At 61.5% G+C, this 18,913-nt stretch carries 16 protein-coding genes and 1 tRNA gene; 1 reads left to right on the top strand and 16 read right to left on the bottom strand.

The window, feature by feature from the left end; genetic code table 11:
• Positions 1-9: 9 nt before the first annotated feature.
• From HME9302_RS07600 to HME9302_RS07660, 12 genes are all read right to left on the bottom strand, one after another.
• A complete protein-coding gene (locus tag HME9302_RS07600; protein WP_230079915.1) occupies positions 10-849 on the bottom strand; it encodes a phosphatidate cytidylyltransferase in 840 nt (279 codons plus the stop codon).
• Positions 836-1,525 (bottom strand): polyprenyl diphosphate synthase, encoded by a 690-nt coding sequence (gene uppS, locus HME9302_RS07605; protein WP_115366524.1) that lies wholly within the window; start codon positions 1,523-1,525, stop codon positions 836-838. Before uppS ends, HME9302_RS07600 begins: the two co-directional genes overlap by 14 nt.
• 112 nt (positions 1,526-1,637) lie before the next feature.
• Complete coding sequence (gene frr, locus HME9302_RS07610; RefSeq protein ID WP_115366525.1) at positions 1,638-2,195, bottom strand: ribosome recycling factor; 558 nt, start codon at positions 2,193-2,195, stop codon at positions 1,638-1,640.
• Positions 2,196-2,226: 31 nt separating this feature from the next.
• A complete protein-coding gene (gene pyrH / locus HME9302_RS07615) occupies positions 2,227-2,943 on the bottom strand; it encodes a UMP kinase (protein ID WP_115366526.1) in 717 nt (238 codons plus the stop codon).
• 185 nt (positions 2,944-3,128) lie between these two features.
• Positions 3,129-3,698, bottom strand: a complete 570-nt coding sequence (locus HME9302_RS07620; protein ID WP_115366527.1) for a hypothetical protein — start codon at positions 3,696-3,698, stop codon at positions 3,129-3,131.
• A 228-nt stretch (positions 3,699-3,926) separates the two neighbouring features.
• Positions 3,927-4,853 carry a translation elongation factor Ts gene (tsf, locus tag HME9302_RS07625; protein ID WP_115366528.1) on the bottom strand — a complete coding sequence of 309 codons (927 nt, stop codon included), beginning with the start codon at positions 4,851-4,853 and terminating at the stop codon, positions 3,927-3,929.
• A gap of 100 nt (positions 4,854-4,953) precedes the next feature.
• Entirely contained in the window at positions 4,954-5,709 is a 756-nt protein-coding gene (gene rpsB, locus HME9302_RS07630; protein ID WP_115366529.1) for a 30S ribosomal protein S2, read from the bottom strand.
• Between the two features lie 537 nt (positions 5,710-6,246).
• Positions 6,247-7,113: a CDP-alcohol phosphatidyltransferase family protein gene (locus HME9302_RS07640; RefSeq protein ID WP_115366531.1), complete on the bottom strand. Its 867-nt coding sequence runs from the start codon at positions 7,111-7,113 to the stop codon at positions 6,247-6,249.
• 28 nt (positions 7,114-7,141) lie between these two features.
• A complete protein-coding gene (locus HME9302_RS07645; RefSeq protein ID WP_115366532.1) occupies positions 7,142-7,879 on the bottom strand; it encodes a phosphatidylserine decarboxylase in 738 nt (245 codons plus the stop codon).
• A gap of 84 nt (positions 7,880-7,963) precedes the next feature.
• Positions 7,964-9,094 (bottom strand): beta-ketoacyl-ACP synthase III, encoded by a 1,131-nt coding sequence (locus tag HME9302_RS07650; protein ID WP_115367572.1) that lies wholly within the window; start codon positions 9,092-9,094, stop codon positions 7,964-7,966.
• 179 nt (positions 9,095-9,273) lie between these two features.
• Positions 9,274-11,847, bottom strand: coding sequence for a TonB-dependent receptor (locus HME9302_RS07655; protein WP_230079916.1), 2,574 nt, complete (start codon positions 11,845-11,847; stop codon positions 9,274-9,276).
• Positions 11,848-12,052: 205 nt separating this feature from the next.
• Positions 12,053-12,138 (bottom strand) — tRNA-Tyr (locus HME9302_RS07660).
• Positions 12,139-12,316: 178 nt separating this feature from the next.
• Here HME9302_RS07660 and rlmB point away from each other — a divergent pair.
• Positions 12,317-13,105: a 23S rRNA (guanosine(2251)-2'-O)-methyltransferase RlmB gene (rlmB, locus tag HME9302_RS07665; protein ID WP_115366534.1), complete on the top strand. Its 789-nt coding sequence runs from the start codon at positions 12,317-12,319 to the stop codon at positions 13,103-13,105.
• 170 nt (positions 13,106-13,275) lie between these two features.
• On the opposite strand, the gene HME9302_RS07670 is transcribed toward rlmB, so the two are convergent.
• The 4 genes from HME9302_RS07670 to HME9302_RS07690 all read right to left on the bottom strand — a co-directional run bounded on the left by HME9302_RS07670 (position 13,276) and on the right by HME9302_RS07690 (position 18,860).
• Complete coding sequence (locus tag HME9302_RS07670; RefSeq protein WP_115366535.1) at positions 13,276-13,548, bottom strand: HU family DNA-binding protein; 273 nt, start codon at positions 13,546-13,548, stop codon at positions 13,276-13,278.
• A 246-nt stretch (positions 13,549-13,794) separates the two neighbouring features.
• Positions 13,795-16,212: an endopeptidase La gene (lon, locus tag HME9302_RS07675; RefSeq protein WP_115367573.1), complete on the bottom strand. Its 2,418-nt coding sequence runs from the start codon at positions 16,210-16,212 to the stop codon at positions 13,795-13,797.
• A 440-nt stretch (positions 16,213-16,652) separates the two neighbouring features.
• Positions 16,653-16,994, bottom strand: coding sequence for a YbaB/EbfC family nucleoid-associated protein (locus HME9302_RS07685; RefSeq protein WP_115366537.1), 342 nt, complete (start codon positions 16,992-16,994; stop codon positions 16,653-16,655).
• A gap of 12 nt (positions 16,995-17,006) precedes the next feature.
• Positions 17,007-18,860 (bottom strand): DNA polymerase III subunit gamma/tau, encoded by a 1,854-nt coding sequence (locus HME9302_RS07690; protein WP_115366538.1) that lies wholly within the window; start codon positions 18,858-18,860, stop codon positions 17,007-17,009.
• Between the last annotated feature and the right edge of the window lie 53 nt (positions 18,861-18,913).

The following is an 18,913-nucleotide window of genomic DNA, read 5'->3' on the forward strand; positions in this document are numbered from 1 at the left end:
CGCAGTGTCTTACCACGGGGAGGAGCCGAACAGCAGCCCCGCCACGATGCTGACCGGAAGCAGCCCGTCCACCCGGTCGAACACGCCGCCATGGCCGGGGATCAAAGTGGAGCTGTCTTTCATGTTGGCGCGCCGTTTCAGCCAGCTTTCGAAAAAGTCACCCGCCTGCGCCAGCACCGCGATTGCGGCACCGACGATCGGAAGGACCACCGCCGGCGTGTCGCCGAAGAAGACCGACAGATCGATCTTGCCCGGATTGGCGTGCCGCCCGGTGAACAGGGTGGAGGCGATATATAGCCAGAGCGTCGCCCCGACGACCCCGCCCAGCAATCCCGCCCATGTCTTGGATGGGCTGATACGCGGCGCGATTTTCGGCCCCCCAATGGTCCGCCCGAAGAAATAGGCAAAGATATCGACGAACGCGACGGCCACGATAACCGCAATCAGCAGGCGGGCGTTCATTCCGGTCAGCATCAGTCCGGCCAGTGCGATATAGGCCGCGCCCGCCGCCATGCCCGCGACTTTCGTAGGCAGCGTCTCCGCAGCCCGGCCGACCAGCCGCAGCAATTCGAAAAAGCAGATCGCGGCTACCAGCCACAGGAACGCCTTCAGCGCCGGACCACCCAGATACAGCTGCAACGTCGCCACCGCCACCATGACCACGGCAGAGGCCGTACGCACCGGCAGGTCCGACGTTTTCATCCATAGCGGCAGGTGGACGTATTTGCGGGCGCGGTTCCTGAAGCGGTCACGCCGACGCAGCGCCATTGCGGGCTCGCCATGGGTCGCGGGAGCGTCCGGCACAGAGCTTTGCGGTTCGGGGGCTTCCGGCCCGTCAGCGTCCACCATAGCGCCGCTCCCGATTGGCAAAATCCTCGAGCGCCGCGCGCAAATGGTCCGGCGTAAAGTCCGGCCACAGCGTATCGACAAACAGCATTTCGGCATAGGCCGCCTGCCACAGCAGGAAGTTGGACAGTCGCACTTCGCCGCTGGTGCGGATCAGCAGGTCGAGCGGCGGAAGGTCAGCGGTGTCCAAATGTGCGGCGATGCTATCTGCAGTCACCTTGCCCGCACCGTTGCTTTGGGCTGCGGCCTGCGCTGCAGCGCGCGCGATCTCGTCTTGCGACCCGTAATTGAGCGCGACTGCCAGAGTGCGCGATCCCTCAGCGGTCCGTTCGAGCGCATCTTCGAGCATTTCCACGATATCGGGCGCAAGCCCTTGCCAATCGCCGATAATTATGAGGCGCACATCGTTGGACACAAATTCCGGCAGGTCCGATTTGATGAAGCGCCGCATCAGCGCCATCAGATCGTCGACTTCCTCGTCCGGCCGTTTCCAGTTTTCCGAACTGAAGGCATACAGTGTCAGGCATTCCAGCCCCAGCGGCTCGACATTGCGGACCAGTTCGCGCACCGCTTCCACGCCCTTGCGGTGGCCCATTGCGCGCGGCAACGCGCGGCGCTTCGCCCAGCGGCCATTGCCATCCATGATTATGGCGACATGTTTGGCGCGGGCGTCATTCATATCCGCCCCGGACCCTGCAATCCGTTCGCGTCGAGCGCGGCCGAGATGCCGGGTGCGCTCGACACGAACGGGCTTGGTCTGGCTAACAGAACGAAAAGGCCCCCCTGCCCCCTCACTGCGTCATGATTTCCTTGACCTTTACCTCGACCGCAGCGTCGGTTTCGGCTGCGTATTTGTCGGTCAGCGTCTGCACATCGTCCTCGAACCGCTTGCGCTCGTCTTCCGAGATATCCTTCTTCTTCTCGTCTTCCTTCAGATTTTCCATCCCGTCACGCCGGACATTGCGAATCGCGATCTTGGCGTTCTCGCCATATTTGCCCGCCAGTTTGGCTAGCTCCTTGCGCCGTTCCTCGTTGAGATCGGGCATCGGCAAGCGCAGCGTCTGACCGTCCTGCATCGGGTTAAGGCCCAGATTAGCCTTGGAAATACCCTTCTCCACAGCGGTTACGTTGGCCTTATCCCAGACCTGCACGCTTAACATGCGCGGCTCCGGCGCGGAGACGGTGGCCACCTGGTTGAGCGGCATCATCGAGCCATATACATCGACCATTACCGGATCGAGCAGCGAGGTGTTGGCGCGTCCCGTCCGCAAGCCCGACAGATCGCCTTTCAGGCTTTCCACTGCGCCCTGCATCCGGCGCTCGATATCGCTCTTGTCGAATTTTGCCATGGTGAGGCTCCTTCCCGTATTTTTGGTTAGACTATTGTTTCACTATGGTTTGCACGCCCGCTCCGCCCAGCACGCGGGCCAGATTGCCCTCGTCCCGGATGGAGAAGACCACGATGGGGATATCGTTATCGCGGCACAGCGCAACGGCGGAGGCATCCATCACTTTAAGATTATCCGCCAGCACGCGGTCGTAAGTCACCGTATCGAAACGCTTTGCATCCGCGTTCGTCTTGGGGTCGCTGTCATACACGCCATCAACGCTGGTGCCTTTCAGCAGCGCATCGCATTTCATCTCCGCCGCGCGCAGGGCCGCCCCGCTATCGGTGGTGAAATAGGGCGCACCGACACCGGCGGCGAAGATCACCACGCGGCCCTTCTCCAGATGCCGTTCGGCGCGCCGGCGGATGACGGGTTCGCACACCTTGTCCATCTCGATCGCGGATTGCACGCGGGTGGGTACGCCGATCTGTTCCAGCGCGCTTTGCATGGCGAGCGCGTTCATCACCGTGGCGAGCATGCCCATGTAATCCGCCTGCGCCCGGTCCATCCCCTGCGCCGCGCCGGCCATCCCGCGAAAAATATTGCCACCGCCGATGACGAGGCAGATTTCCAGCCCCGTTTCCTTGGCCGCCTTCACTTCCTTCGCCATTTCCGCCACGAAGCCGGGATCGATGCCATAATCCTGCCCCCCCATCAGCACCTCGCCCGACAGTTTCAGCAGGATGCGTTTATACTGGGGGGCTGGCATGGAGATGTTCGGTCCGGATAATGTGCAGGTTGCGCCAAGCCTTAGCCACCCTACCCCCGCGGCGCAAAGGGAAAGCCTGTGTTGATGGGTTTCCGGGATGGTGGCTGTTTATGGGCAGACCTCACATCAACGTGAACGGTGAGGTTTGCAGTGGGGAGCGGACGTTCGGCCATCGCCGTATTGCGCTATTCTGCGACCCTCTCGTTTCCGATGAAGCCGAAGTTCACTCGATCTTTTGTGGCCGCATAGGCTACCACCGAGAGGAGGTTCGCATATCGCTCGGCAAAGTCCGGATAATTGTGTGAAGCGCTAGGCGGGTCGAGAAGGATACCATCGCCCGAAACACGGAGCGCCGATCCCGGCTTCATGCCAGCATGCACCTCTAGCGCCTCCGCATATTCTTCTAGGGAACCATAGTCCTCGCGGACTGGAAAGCCTTCCCACAATCCAGCCTCCTTCAATCTACCCTCATACATCACCATCATGTCAGGTCGGGCCAGCTCCGCAGCGAAGTCCATGTAGGCAGCAAACATCTCACCGTCTTCAAACGTGACAATCTCGTTGCCAGCGGCCCCTCTGATGCAATCGAAATTATCTGAGGTCGCTCCAGCACTTGGCTCGATGGATATCTCGATGCTCTGGAGGTAGTCTTCGTATTTGACGGTGAACCCGCCAGGATTAAGGCCACAGTCGAGCAATCGCTGCTCGATGACTTGTTCTTGCGTCGGTAAAGGTTCGGGAGGAACGTCAATCATCCCTGCATCTTAGCGCCAAGCTGAAGGTCCGCAATGGGGTCGTTAGCGGAAAGTCCGCTTCGGGCTAAACGACGAACAAAGCCGCCGCAGCGGTTATGCTGCGGCGGCCTTATGTTCTGACCCCTGGTCATCCCCGCGGAGGCGGGGACCCAGGTTGGCGGTTCGGATTAGCCGCTCCGGGTTCCCGCTTTCGCGGGAATGACGATAGAGTTGTAACGCTGACTTGCTTCAACCCTGAACGGCGGCCGCAACTTCCGCTGCGAAGTCGCTTTCTTCCTTCTCGATGCCTTCGCCCAATTGGAAGCGGACGTAGTCCTTCAGGACGATGTCCTTACCGGCTTCCTTGCCGGCATTGGCGACGACCTGAGCAATCGGCGTCTTGTTGTCCATCACGAACACCTGGCTCAAAAGCGCGTTTTCCTTGGCGAATTTCGCCACCGCGCCGTCGACCATCTTTTCCTGCACCGCTTCGGGCTTGCCGCTTTCGGCAGCCTTTTCGCGGGCGATAGCGCGTTCGCGTTCGATCACTTCGGAGTCCAGACCGTCGGCATCCAGCGCCTGTGGGAAAGCGGCGGCAATGTGCATGGCAAGCTGCTTGCCCAGCGTTTCCAGCGTGGCTTTGTCGGCTTCGCTTTCCAGTGCGACCAGCACACCGATCTTGCCGAGATCCGGTGCGACGGCGTTGTGCATATAAGGTACGACCACACCGTTGGTGACGGAGACGGTCTTCATGCGGCGCAGCTGCTGGTTCTCGCCGATGGTGGCGATGTTATCGGTCAGCTTGTCGCCCACAGTGCCGCCAGCGGGGTAGTTGGCGGCTTTCAGCGCTTCGACATCGTCCGCGTCCAGCTTGGCCGCAACGGCGGTCGCGTGGCGTACGAAATCCTGGAACTGATCGTTCTTGGCCACGAAGTCGGTTTCGGAATTCACTTCCAGAGCCGTGCCGCGATTGCCCTCGACAGCGACGCCCACAAGCCCTTCGGCAGCGGTGCGGCTGGATTTCTTCTGTGCAGTGGCAAGGCCCTTGGCGCGCAATGCGTCGACTGCGGCTTCGATATCGCCATCGGCGCTTTCCAATGCCTTCTTGGCGTCCATCATGCCCGCGCCGGTTTTCTCGCGCAGGGTTTTCACGTCGGCGATGGTGTAATTGGCCATCTTTGAATTTCCTTTTGATTATAACGAAATGCGGCGCCGGGCCGCATATGGGCCCGGCGCGCACCGAATTTAAGAGGTGCCGGGAACCGGCGCCGCCGGCTTACGCGGTGGCGGCCGCTTCCTGCGGTGGCTGTTCCATCGCGCCGACATCCTGGCCGCCATCGCCGGCGCCCTCGCCCTTGCCGCTGCGGGCGGCCTGGGCCACCGCATCGCAATACAGGCGCACGGCGCGTGCAGCGTCGTCATTGCCGGGGATCGGGAAGGCGATGCCGCTGGGATCGACATTGGTGTCGAGCACGGCGACCACGGGAATGCCGAGGACGTTGGCTTCCTTGATGGCGAGGTCTTCCTTGTTCGCGTCAATCACGAACATGACTTCGGGAATGCCGCCCATATCGCGGATACCGCCAAGCGACAGTTCCAGCTTGTCACGCTCGCGCGTCAGCTGCAGCGTTTCTTTCTTAGTGAGGCCCATCATGTCGCCCGACAGCTGCTCGTCCAGCGTTTTGAGACGCTTGATCGAACCACTGATCGTCTTCCAGTTGGTGAGCATTCCGCCCAGCCAACGATGGTTGACGAAGTGCTGCCCACTGGCGCGCGCGGCTTCGGCAATCGGTTCCTGCGCCTGGCGCTTCGTGCCGACGAACAGGACTTTGCCACCTGAACGCACAGTGCTGGCGATGAAGTCCAGCGCGCTGGCGAACATCGGCACGGTCTGCGAGAGGTCGAGAATGTGGACACCGTTACGCGCGCCGAAAATGTACGGCTTCATGCGCGGGTTCCAGCGGTGGGTCTGGTGGCCGAAGTGTACTCCGGCTTCGATAAGCTGCTGCATCGAGACGGTAGGTGCCGCCATAGATATTTCCTTTCCGGTTGTTCCTCTGGACGGCGAGTGACCCTTGTGGCGGAGATCCCGCCGGGCACCGGTATGTATGCCGTCCATGTGAATTTTCGCTACCTTGCCAAGCCCGGATGGGCCTGATTCGACGGCGAAGCGCGGTCCTTAGCGGGAGTTCTACCTATAATCCACCCTCAACTGGTCGCCAAAAAAGCGCAGCTCGTGGCAAACGGGGCTTGACCGGTGAGAACAAATAGGGAACAGCAAGTTTCAGACGGAACCAGTGTTTCGAATGCCAGTTATCCACCTGTTATCCACACCCTGTCAACAGTGGTGGATGGCCAACAAGGATTTTACCGATGGTCGTATTCACCTTTTTTGCAGTGTCGCTGGTCGCACTTGTCAGCGTCGCCATTATTGCCGACGCCACGATCAAGGCGCGTGCGCTGCATGGTTCCCTTGCACGCAAGCTGGCACTGGCGCCGTCACATCCGGCAATCAGGCTCGATATTTTCGAATGTGTCGCAGACGAACCGATGCCGGTTCTTCGTCAGGTTACGGCAAAGTCGCAGCGCGCCTGCTATCGTCCGGGTCATGCGCCGCGTCAGCCTGTTGACGTCGTCGCTGCCTGACCCGGCCATACCGGATGATACCCAGCGGCATCAGCGCAAGATAGACCAGGCAGATTGCCGTCAGCGCCCACCACGGTTCCAGCAACAGGCCGGCAAACAGAACGCCGACCGCGCCAATTACGCCCAGCCGGACGTTGCGCCGCGGCCTTAACGAAGCCCAAGTCAAGGTGGCGACATTCGACACCATCAGCACCGCGATGACCGCCAGCCAGATTCCGACGGCAATCGGATTGCGCAGCCATTCCTGCCCTGTCTCCATCCAGATGTAGAACGGCAGAAAAGCGAGGCCCGCCGCAACTGGAGCGGGCACTCCGGTCAGGAAGCCTGCCGATTTGTGCGGCTGTTCATCGGCATCGATCTGGGCGTTGAAACGGGCGAGCCGCAAAGCGCAACAAATGGCGAAAGCAAGGCTGGCAAACCAGCCGATGCGCGGCAATTCCTGCAGCGACCAGAGGTACAGGATAAGCGCCGGCGCCATTCCGAAAGACAGCGAATCCGCCAGACTGTCCATTTCCGCCCCGAAGCGCGACTGCGCTTTCAGAAGCCGGGCCACCCGCCCATCGATACCGTCCAGCAACCCGGCCAGGATCACGGCGATGATGGCCGGGCCCCAATCCTCCGTAATGGCAAATCGGATGCCCGTCAGACCGGAGCACAATGCAGCGGCGGTGATAGCGTTCGGCAGCACCGCCCGCAGGGATAGTCCGCGCGAGGATTGCGCGCCATCCTGCAATACGGCAACTTCGTCCTCGGCGGCTTTGGGTCCTACCCGGGGTCGGTCCACAGTCATGCGCAATTCCTCAGAACGATTTCGATACTCACAGCGCAATACCTTCGATCAAACGGCTTTGCCCGATATGCGCAAGAACCGTTTCCCCGGCCACGGTTTTCTGCCCCATCAGCACTGCGGGTTGTGTACCTGCAGGCAGATATACATCCACCCTGCTGCCGAACCGGATCAGACCGATGCGCTGTCCCGCGGCGAGAATATCGCCATTTTTCACGAACGGCACAATCCGGCGCGCTATCAGGCCGGCAATCTGGGTGAGCGCCACGACTGTGCCGTCGCCCCGCTCGATAATCATGTGCTGGCGCTCGTTCCGCTCGCTCGCCTTGTCGAGATCGGCATTGGCAAACTCACCCGGCATGTAGATCATGTCACGTAGCGAACCGGCGATTGGCGCGCGATTGATGTGGACGTCGAACACGCTCATGAAAATCGACACGCGCCACACCGGCCCCGTTGCAAGGCCGGGCACAGCGGCCAATTCCCGGGGCCATTCCACTTCGGCAATCTGCGTGATCCGGCCGTCGGCAGGGGATAGCAAGAGGTCGCTGCCTTGCGGCACCGCGCGTTCGGGATCGCGGAAAAAGGCGAACACACCCGCCGACAACGCCAGCATCGGCCAGCCGAGTAGCTCCCAGTCCAGCACCAGCAACACCGCCAGCGAGATGGCGATGGCGATCAGGCCGAACCTGCGGCCCTCGGGGTGAATTGCGGGAAATGACCATCCGCCATCGCCGCCGCCCCTGTTATCGAGCATGTTTCCTGCCATCAGCCGCCCCTACGCCGCGACGGACCATGTCACAAGAGGTCCGGCCGGACGATTTCGCCGGAAACAAAGCGCGCAATAGCGGCGTCAGCCCACGCGCTGCACGAATACCGTGCCGGCGGAATAACCCGCGCCGAAGCTGCATATCAGGCCGCGGTCGCCCGGTTCCAGATCGTCCGAATGGAGATGGAAGGCGATGATCGAACCCGCGCTGGATGTGTTGCCGTAAGTATCCAGCACCGTCGGGCTCTCGTCATCATTGGCCTCGTGTCCCAGCACCCGCTGGGCAATAAGGCGGTTCATCCCGGCGTTGGCCTGATGCAGCCAGAGCCGGCGCAGGTTTTCAGGATCGAGGCCCAGCCGCTCGGCTTCGGTCAGGATCATGTCCGCCACCATCGGCACCACTTCCTTGAAGACCTTGCGCCCCTCCTGAACGAATAGCTTGTCCGGATCGCCTTCGGTCTCCGGCACCGCGCGGTTGAGGAAGCCGAAATTGTTGCGGATGTTGTTGGAGAATACCGTCTTCAGCCTGGTGCCGAGGATGTCCCAATGATCGGCCGGGGCGAGCGCGGCGTCCTCCACCAGCACCGCCGTTGCCACATCGCCGAAAATAAAATGGCTGTCCCGATCGCGCCAGTTGAGGTGGCCGGAGGTAATTTCGGGGCTGACCACCAGCACGCTACGCGCGTTGCCGGCGCGAATGTAATCCGCCGCTGTCTGAATACCGAAAGTCGCGCTGCTGCACGCCACATTCATGTCGAAACCGAAGCCGTCGATGCCCAGTTCCTGCTGGATCTCGATTGCCATCGCGGGATAGCCGCGCTCCATATTGGAAGCCGCGCACAGCACCGCATCCACGTCGGCCACATCGCGCCCCGCCCGCTCCAGCGCCTGGCGACAGGCGGCCACGCCGATCTCCGCCATCATCGACAGCTCGTCATTCCCGCGCGCGTCCCAGCGCGGGGCCATGATATCGGGATCTAGCACCGGCTCTTTGGCCAGCACATGCCGTGCCTTGATTCCGCTCGCCTTCTCGATGAACTCGACCGAACTATGTGTCAGCGCCTCCGTTTCGCCAGCCGCGATGGCGGCGGCATGGGCGGAATTGTGCCGATCCACGAAACGATTGAAACTTTCGACCAGCTCCTCGTTGGAAATGCTGTGTTCCGGCGTGAACAGTCCGGTGGCGGAGATGACGGGGTTGCGTGTGGGTTCCATAAGGGCGGCAATAATGGCGCGCGTCATGGCCGACAAGGGAGGATAATGCGGTGCGGGCGCGCCGTTGGGCGGAGCCGCATCACGCCCGCCGGATTATGCACGCCCCCGCGAAGAACCGAAAAGGGGGCCGCCTGCTGCGCGCGGACGGCCCCCTTTTGTGTCACATATGGCGGTCTAGTTCAGAACTTCGTGCGAACGGTTACGCCGTAAGTCCGCGGTGCCAGTACAAAGGCCGACCGGCTGTTCGCCGCACCGCTGCCGCGCAGTGTGGTGTTGAACGTTACCCCGCGAACCACTTCGTCGGTGAGATTGTTGACGTAGAATTCGATCCCGAACCGGTCGTCGATGGTACCGACACCGGCGCGCAGGTTGATCTGGAAATACCCGTCCTGCTGGTCTCCGACAATTAACGGCGCCCCGGCCACTGCGGCCTGCACCTGCGCGAGGGTCGAACCCGGCGGCACCGATGGTGGAACGATCGCCTGGGTGGACGTCCGGCTATCCGATTCCATCCGGACCTGTCCGGCCAGGAAGTAATCGAAATTGTTCGTCAGATCAGCTTCGTACTGCGCACCCAGCACACCGACGATATTCGGTGCGTTGGTCAGATCGTTGCCGCATAGCGACACGACGTTCACGTTCGTCTGATCGCCATTGCAATCGTCGGGATAGCGCGCATCGATCAGCGTCAAACCACCATTCACCGTCAGATTGTCGCTTGGGCGGATGAGCGTTTCGATCTCCACCCCTTCAGTAATTGCCTTGGGTACGTTGAACGTCTGGAACGCCGTGCCGGTAAATTCCAGAACCTGGAAATCGCTGAACTCTTCTCGGAAAGCCGCAATGTTCAAGGTTACCCGGTTATCGAGCAAGCGCGATTTGAGGCCGATCTCATAGGCGTCCACTTCTTCCGAACGGAAGGTCGGATCGGCGCCCGCAACGGCGGCCGTGGTGTCGAGATTAATGCCGCCCGATTTGTAGCCGTGGGTGAAGCTGGCATAGACATTCACAGGAGCGGCGAATTCATACCCGAGCTTGGCCGTATAGATCAGTTCCTCGTCGTTAAAATCGGTATCGAATGTTCGCACGAGTGGCAATACAGCGGCCTGCGGCAAATCGGCCGGCGCGGTGAAGCCGAAACAACCCAGTCCGATGAAAGGACCGACCAGAGCCGGACTGACCCCGCCAATCGCGGGTAGCGCATTCAGAACCGCCGGACATACAGCGTTGTTATTCTCAAGCTGTTCGAAACTGCCGCTCTTGTCTTCCCAGGAATAGCGCAGACCCAGCGTCGCCTCCAGCCCGTCGAACACCTCGTAGCTGTTATGCGTGAAGATCGAATAGCTCTTGGCGTCCTGCTGGAACCGGTTGCGGCTGCTCGTGCTGGCCGGATCCAGTCCGGTGAATACGGTCAGCGGATTCGCGCCCAACGCCCCGCCTGTGGCCGGGAACAACAGCACTCCGACATTCTCGCCATAATCCTCGCCCAGTTCGAAAGTGATGTCCTGTTCGATCTGCTCATCTGAGAAATATCCGCCAATGAGATAGTTCAAACGCCCGTCCATCGCATCGCCCTGCAGCCGCAGTTCCGCAGTAAAGGTTTCGATATCGGTCAGAGCCGGGCCAACATTGAAAATGTCGAGCGCGGAGAAATCGGAATCGTAAGATTCGAAGGAATCGAACTTCCGCCATGATCCGATGAAGATCAGATCGGCGTTGTCGCTGACCGGAAATTCAATCTCGCCCGTCACGCCGTAATTGTCGACATCCGATTCCGGTGCGAAATTGGCGGTAGCAATGCGGTTGTCAGTGGCCTGTTCAATGGCTGTCTGGTCGAATGGATTGGTGGCACGAACCGGTGCCCCCTGCCCGCCGCGCGCGCCAAGGCCGAGCGCCTGATACACTCCCGCCGTTTCGAGCGGGGTTGCATAGATTTCGACAGGGCTGCAGCAACTGGCCTGGCTGTTGGAGAAGTCCCCGATCAACCGGCCCCGCAGTCCGTTATCGGCCTCGAACCCCAGTTGGGCGCGAACGAGATACTGGTCGGCGGTGTTGGATTCGGCGAACGGAGTGCCATTCCCGTCTACAAGTGTGACATACCCGTCCCTCTGACGGTAGGCGCCGGTAACTCGCAGCGCCAGCTTGTCCTCCACCAGCGGTACGTTCACCGCGCCCTGCACGCCGATCTCATCGAAATTGCCGTATGTGGCGTTGGCGAAACCGCCGAACGTGTCGAGATCCGGGCGATTGGTCACGATGTTAAGCGCACCGGCCGACGTGTTGCGTCCGAACAGGGTTCCCTGCGGACCACGCAACACCTCTACCCGTTCGATATCCACGAACTCGGTTAAGGCGACACCGGGGCGGGACTGATAGGCGCCGTCCACGAAGATGCCGACTGCGCTTTCGAACCCGATATTGTTCGACGTGGTGCCGATTCCGCGAATACGCAGCACGACCGAACCCGACGATGTCTGCGCCTGACTGCTGGAAAAGCTGGTTGCGACCTGGGTAACGTCCTGGATATTATCTACGCCCTGTCGTTCCAGTGTAACCGCGTCCACCGCCGTCACCGCGATCTGAACGTCCTGCACATCCTGCGCGCGGCGGTTCGCGGTTACGATTATGACACCAGCATCACGTTCCTGCTCTACTTCCTGAGCCTCTTCCTGCGTGGTCTGTGCATAGACTGCCGAAGGCAGCGCCAGCATTCCCGCGGTGAGCGCAGTGGTAGCGTAGAGTGAAAATTTCATGGCATCCTCTCCATCAAACGTATCGCACGATACGCATTATCGGGCCCTTTGCGGGCTCTCGTCGAAGGTCTTTGCGCATACGAATGCGCGACGACAAGTGCGTAAGGTGCGTAACGCACCCAGTTTTGCGCACACTGTGACGCGTTTGCATCATTATATCGTTAGATCAGGGTCCCGCTTTCCGCTTGTTTCAGCGAGGCGGGGGTGGTGGACAGGATAGGATTCGAACCTATGTACGCTTGCGCGGGCAGATTTACAGTCTGCTGCCTTTAACCACTCGGCCACCTGTCCACAGTCCCGTTGCGCTGCTGTCTTGAGCGTGCAATCGACCCCGCAGGCAAGCGGGGCCATCGGCCGAGAGGCGCCGCTTTGGCGAAGGCGCGCTTGCCTGTCAATGGGGCGGCTGGCAGGGCTTCGGGCACAATGCGGATCACGGGGTCCGCAGTTATACACGAACGGGAATTCGGCGATGGCCAAGCGGGATAACAAACGGGTGCTGCGCGGGCGGGCCGGACGTATGCAGGGCGGGCGCGGCAGCGGCAAGGCCGGCGCGGGGCAGGTGCGCCTGTGGGGTCATCACGCGGTGGAAGCGGCGCTGAAAAATCCCGAGCGTCAGCATCGAAAATTATGGGCAACACGCGAAGGGGTTGCATCGCTCGACGGCGATTTACCGCAGGACTTTGCTGTGGAATACGCCGATCCGCACGATCTTGCCCGCCTGGTGGCGCAGGGCGCGCCGCATCAGGGGCTGGTGCTGGAATGCGCAGCACTGGAGGATGTCTTCCTCGATGACGTACTGGCACAGGCAGACGACCGCCCGCTGGTCATTCTCGACCAGGTCACCGATCCGCACAATGTCGGCGCGATTCTGCGCTCTGCCGCCGCATTCGATGTGGCCGCCATCGTCACACAGGATCGGCACGCCCCGCCCGAAAGCGGAGTGGTCGGCAAATCGGCTTCGGGTGCGCTGGAATCGGTTCCATGGGTGCGGGTAGTCAATCTGGCGCGCGCGATGGAGCAGATCGCGGAACACGGATATTGGCGGATCGGGCTCGCCGGTGATGCGGAAACCACGCTGGCCGAGGCATTGCCCACTGGCAAGGTGGCGCTGGTATTCGGCGCCGAGGGGCCGGGTATGCGGCAAAACATCGCCAACCACTGCGACGCACTTGCCCGGCTCCCGATCGGCGAAGCGATGGAAAGCCTGAATGTCAGCAACGCTGCCGCGGTGACGCTGTATGCGGTAGCCACACGGTAAGGCGGGTGCGCCCAACCGGGTCCGGGGCAATTGTGCGCATATTGCACCTAACTCAGGCACAGCCGTCCGTTTGATTGCCCAACATAAAAAAGCCGCGCCACCCCGAAGGGTAGCGCGGCTTTTTATGTCATATCGGCGACCCGGAAACCCGGGCTGCCAAAAACGGCGTCTTAGTTGACGGCGTCTTTCAGACCCTTGCCGGCCTTGAACTTGGGCTGGTTGGATGCCTTGATCGTCATCGGCTCACCCGTACGTGGGTTGCGGCCGGTGCTGGCCTTGCGTTTGGCCACGGAGAAAGTGCCGAAGCCGACGAGGCGAACTTCTTCACCCTTCGACAGCGACTTCTGGATGGAATCGAATACGCCTTCGACCGCGCTGGCGGAATCGCTTTTGGAAAGGCCGCTGGAATCGGCGACGGCGCTAATCAGTTCATTCTTGTTCATTCAGGATTCCCCCAATTGGAATAGATATTTTACAGGTTCGGACAAGAAGAGGTCCGGCGGAGGCAATGTTGAACAAGTTTCTACAACAATGTCAAAGGCATTTCGTCGCAAAAACGGCTGGATTGCGCCATCTGATGGCAATTAACCATCAATTGGTCGCTATCCAGACATCCAGACGGACTATTGCTGCACCGCACAATGCTCCATTCGAGCCCGCCGTAACGGTAAAGCGCGTGGTAGGCCGAATCAGTGAGCGGTATGCACCGCTGCCGGGCTGACCCCCGCCGATCCCGGCTGGCTGGCCAGATCGTCCGCCTCGCTCCACTCAATCGCCTCAGGCTGTTCGCACAAGGCGCGAGCCAGCACTTCGTCAACATGAGCGACCGGCACGATGTCCAGCGCGTCTTTGATGTTGACCGGGATCTCGGCCAAATCCTTCACATTGTCTTCCGGGATAAGGACCGTGCCGATCCCGCCGCGCAATGCTGCCAGCAGCTTTTCCTTCAGTCCGCCAATCGGCAGGACGCGGCCGCGCAGCGTAACTTCGCCGGTCATGGCCACGTCGGGCCGAACTGGAATACCTGTCAGGGTCGACACGATCGAAGTGACCATGCCGATACCCGCGCTTGGTCCGTCTTTCGGCACCGCGCCTTCGGGCAAGTGGATATGGATGTTCTTGCGCTGAAAGATGCTCGGCTTAATGCCATAGGCCGGCGCACGAGCTTTCACGAAGCTGAAGGCGGCGGCGATGGACTCGTTCATAACGTCACCCAGCTTGCCGGTCGTCTTCACCTCGCCCTTCCCGCCGGGACCGCCGGGAGTGGTGACACTTTCGATGGTCAACAACTCGCCGCCGACCTCGGTCCAGGCAAGGCCGGTGACCGCGCCGACCTGCGCGTCTTCCTCGCCCATGCCATGCTTGAACTTACGCACTCCGGCAAAGTCGCCCAGATTATCGGGCGTGATGGTGATGCTGGTCGCTTCCCCTTCGAGGATTTTGCGCAAGGATTTGCGAGCAAGCCGGGCAATTTCGCGTTCCAGCGTCCGCACCCCCGCCTCGCGCGTGTAATACCGGATAAGGTCGCGCAGAGCCAGCTCGGTCAGTTCGAATTCCTCCGCCTTCAAACCGTGATCGCTGATCGTTTTCTCAAGCAAATGCCGTTTGGCGATTTCAACCTTCTCGTCCTCGGTATAGCCTTCCAGCCGGATGATTTCCATCCGGTCCAGCAGCGGCTGCGGCAAATCGAGACTGTTGGCCGTGGTCACGAACATGATGTCGCTTAGGTCGAGATCGAGCTCGAGGTAATGGTCCTGGAAATGGCTGTTCTGTTCAGGATCCAACACTTCCAACAGTGCCGATGCCGGATCGCCGCGGAAATCCTGGCCCAGCTTGTCGATCTCGTCGAGTAAGAACAGCGGGTTGCTGGTCCCGGCCTTTTTCAGATTGGTGACGATCTTGCCTGGCAGCGACCCTATATAAGTACGACGGTGGCCGCGTATCTCGGCCTCGTCGCGCACACCGCCAAGCGACTGCCGAACGAATTCGCGGCCCGTAGCGCGGGCAATGCTCTTGCCGAGCGAGGTCTTGCCGACACCCGGAGGGCCAACGAGGCACAGGATCGGCCCCTTCAACTTGTTGGTACGCGCCTGCACGGCAAGATATTCGATGATCCGATCCTTGACCTTCTCCAGCGCGTAATGATCTGCATCCAGCACTTCCTGCGCTTTTGCGATGTCTTTCTTCACGCGGCTCTTCTTGCCCCATGGCAAGCCCAGCAACACGTCGAGGTAGTTCCGAATGACGGTAGCTTCGGCGCTCATCGGCTGCATCGCGCGCAGCTTTTTCAGTTCCGAATTGGCCTTTTCCCGCGCCTCTTTCGATAGCTTGGTCGCTTCTATCTTCTTCTGCAGTTCGCCCAGTTCGTCGCCATCCTCGCCCTCGCCGCCAAGCTCGTTCTGGATCGCCTTCATCTGTTCGTTGAGATAATATTCGCGCTGCGTTTTTTCCATCTGCCGCTTCACGCGGCCGCGGATCTTGCGCTCCACCTGCAGGACGGACAATTCGCCTTCCATGAAAGACATGACCATTTCCAGCCGCTTCAACGGATGGGCCTCGGTCAACAAGGCCTGCTTGTCGGAGACCTTCGCGGAAATGGCCGAGGCCACCGCGTCCGCCAGCTGACTCGCATCGTCGATGTCCGACAGGTCGGGCCCCGCATCATCGCCCAGCTTCTTCTGCAGCTTGGCGTATTCGGCAAATTCCTCGACTACCTGCCGCATCGTGGCCGTGACTTCCGTGCCGGACGCGGTCACCTCGTCCTGCACGGCAATGTCGGCGAGCACGACATCGCCATCGGCGCGCAGGTCCTTTAGGCTGGCCCTTGCCTTGCCTTCGACCATAACGCGGACGGTACCGTCGGGGAGCTTCAGCATCTGCAGCACATGCGCGGTGACGCCGATGTCGTACAGATCGTCGCGCTCCGGCGCGTCGCAAGTGGGATCGAGCTGGGCGAGCAGGAAAATTTCCTTGCCGCCATCGTCCGACTTGTTGGCCATCGCCTGTTCCAGCGCCGCCACGGAATGCGGGCGGCCCACGAACAGCGGTACCACCATGCCGGGGAACACCACGATATCGCGCAGGGGAAGAAGGGGGAGCGTCGTCATAAATATGGTCCGGTTCATGCGGCGTGGGTGCCGCTGCTATAGTTCACGATATGGGGGGCGCCGGCCTGCCTATCAACAGGCGGAACCGGCATCGTTGTGGACGAGGTTGCGGGCGAATGCGCATCGGCCTGTCATCATGCGGTAACGATCTGCGGCCATGTGCAACCCGGTAACAACGGGCCGGAACAATCCGGTCCATCCCATCAGGAGCGCAGACCATGATGCAGGCAATTTGCAGGATCGCAGGACATCGGATCGACCGCGGGCGCGTATGGCATGACCGGCTGGACTTCCGCACGACCTGCCGCCGTTGCCATACCGAACTATTGCGGTCGAGCGAAGGGTGGCGCGCGTTCGACCCTGGCTCCGATGGCAACGAAGCCCGCTGCGAACACCCGCGGGCAACCACGCGGGCGACGACGCGGGCCGCCTGATCCGCGTCAGCTGAAACCGGGTATGTCGAGGCCGGGCGGCAGGCCCATGCCTCCCTGCACCTTTTGCATTTCGGCGTTGGAAACCTGATCCGCCTTGCCGCGCGCATCGTTGAATGCCGCAGTGACGAGGTCTTCGACCATCGCCTTTTCATCCGGTTTCATCAGGCTCTCGTCGATATCGACGCCGAGTACGCGGCCCTTGGCGGTGCAGCGGACCTTCACCAAGCCGCCGCCAGCCAGGCCCTCGACCTCAATCGCGTCAAGCTTGACCTGCACGTCGTTCATCTGGGTCTGGATCGTTTCGGCAGCCTTCTGGGCCGCCTGCAGCATTTCTTCCATCGATTTCATCGGTCGGGTTCCTCAGGCTGATCTTGTATAGGATGTGGGCGCGTTCTCGTCCGTTTCAACGATTTCCGCATCCGGAAACGCTGCGAATGTGGCCTCGACCAGCGGATGGCGGCGCGTTTCCGCGCGCCGGGCGTCGTGAGCAGCGCGGTCGGCGGCAACCATCGTCGGGGCGGCTTCGGCGTCGCCCGAGCCCAGTTCCACCTGCCAGCGGGTCCCGGTTACATCGAGCAGCGCTTGCCGCAGATCGGGACCGAGATCGTCCGTAAAGCCATCCGCCAGCCGGTAGACCAGATGGCCCGGTTCAAGCGAGATTACCTCGACCTGCATCTTCATCTTGGTTGCCAGCAGCAATGCGCCGGTTTTGCCGGAGCGTTCGATACGCGACACGAGTTCGGGGAAATCAGGTCCGGCGGCAGCTGATTGAGCGGCCGAGGTCCCGGCGTCAGTAGACGAGGCCCCCGCAGCGGGATTGGCCGCTGCGCTCGCCGCCATTTCCTCCAGCGTTTTCACCAGCGAGCCGGGGTCTGGCATATCGGCCGCGTGAAGCGCGCGGAGCAGCGCCATCTGCGCGGCGACCAGCGGGTCGGGCGCCTGACGCACCTCGCCATGCCCCTTCAGCAGCAATTGCCACAGCCGGTGCAACTGCCCCGGAAGTAGCGCGTTCGCCCAGCTTTCCAGTGCCTGCCGTTCGTCCTCGCTCGCTGCGCCCAGCGCTGCCGCAGCGCCCTCGCCGCCCAGCTTGGTCACGGTGATTCGGTGGCACAGATCCATCAACCCGCGCATCAGTGCCAGCGGCTCGACCCCCAGCGCATACTGATCGGCAATCGCATCCAGCAGCGCGGTGGCATCGCCTTCCAGCAAGGCGGCGAGCAACCGGCGCTGTGCCCCCTTGTCGGCCAGACCCAGCATATCGCGCACCCGGTCGGCCGTAACCTTCGCCTCGTTTTCAAGATCGGCATGCGCGATGGCCTGGTCGAGAATCGACAGCCCGTCGCGCACCGACCCTTCGGCGGCGGCCGCGATCATGCGCAGCGCCTCGTCGCCAGCCTCGACGCCTTCCTGGCGGCAGATGCTGCCGAAATGATCGGCCAGCATATCGGCCGGAATGCGCCGCAGGTCGAACCGCTGCGTCCGGCTGAGCACGGTGACCGGCAGCTTCTCCACCTCGGTCGTGGCGAACAGGAATTTGACGTGAGCCGGCGGTTCCTCGAGCGTTTTAAGCAACGCGTTGAAGGCGTTGCGGCTGAGCATGTGGACTTCATCGATGATGTAGATCTTGTAGCGCGCCGATACGGCGGCATAGCGCACCGCCTCGATAATCTCGCGCACATCGTCGACGCCGGTATGGCTGGCAGCGTCCATCTCGATCACATCGATATGGCGGCCTTCCGCAATCGCCACGCACGGTTCGCACACCCCGCAGGACTGAATCGTCGGACCGCCCTGTCCGTCAGGTCCGATGCAGTTCAGCGCCTTGGCAATCAGCCGCGCGGTGGATGTCTTCCCAACCCCGCGCACGCCGGTCATCAGGAAGGCGTGGGCCAGCCGGTCGCGCGCAATCGCGTTCCCCAGCGTGCGGACCATCGGTTCCTGCCCGATCAGTTCGCTGAACGTCTGCGGCCGGTATTTGCGAGCAAGAACGCGGTATGGCTGCGATGGATCGGTGGCAGGCGCGGTTGCGCTCTTCACTGGCGGTTCGGCCTTCGCGGCGGAGGCGGGCTCCGGCACGGGAGCATCAGCAGCGGGTTTTCCTGGCTCGGAGCTTTCTTTCGGCGGCGCGCCGAACATCGCCGCCTGGCCTGCTGCCTCCAGCTCCGCCGCGCTCGGTGTGTTCTCGTCCAGTTCCGGTGTTTCGGATTCGCCCATGCCACCTAGTTAGGCAATGGCCCCGCGCTTGTCATCGGCGGATGGCGCGGGCG

The sequence above is a fragment of the Alteripontixanthobacter maritimus genome (genome assembly GCF_003340475.1).
Lineage (GTDB): Bacteria > Pseudomonadota > Alphaproteobacteria > Sphingomonadales > Sphingomonadaceae > Alteripontixanthobacter > Alteripontixanthobacter maritimus.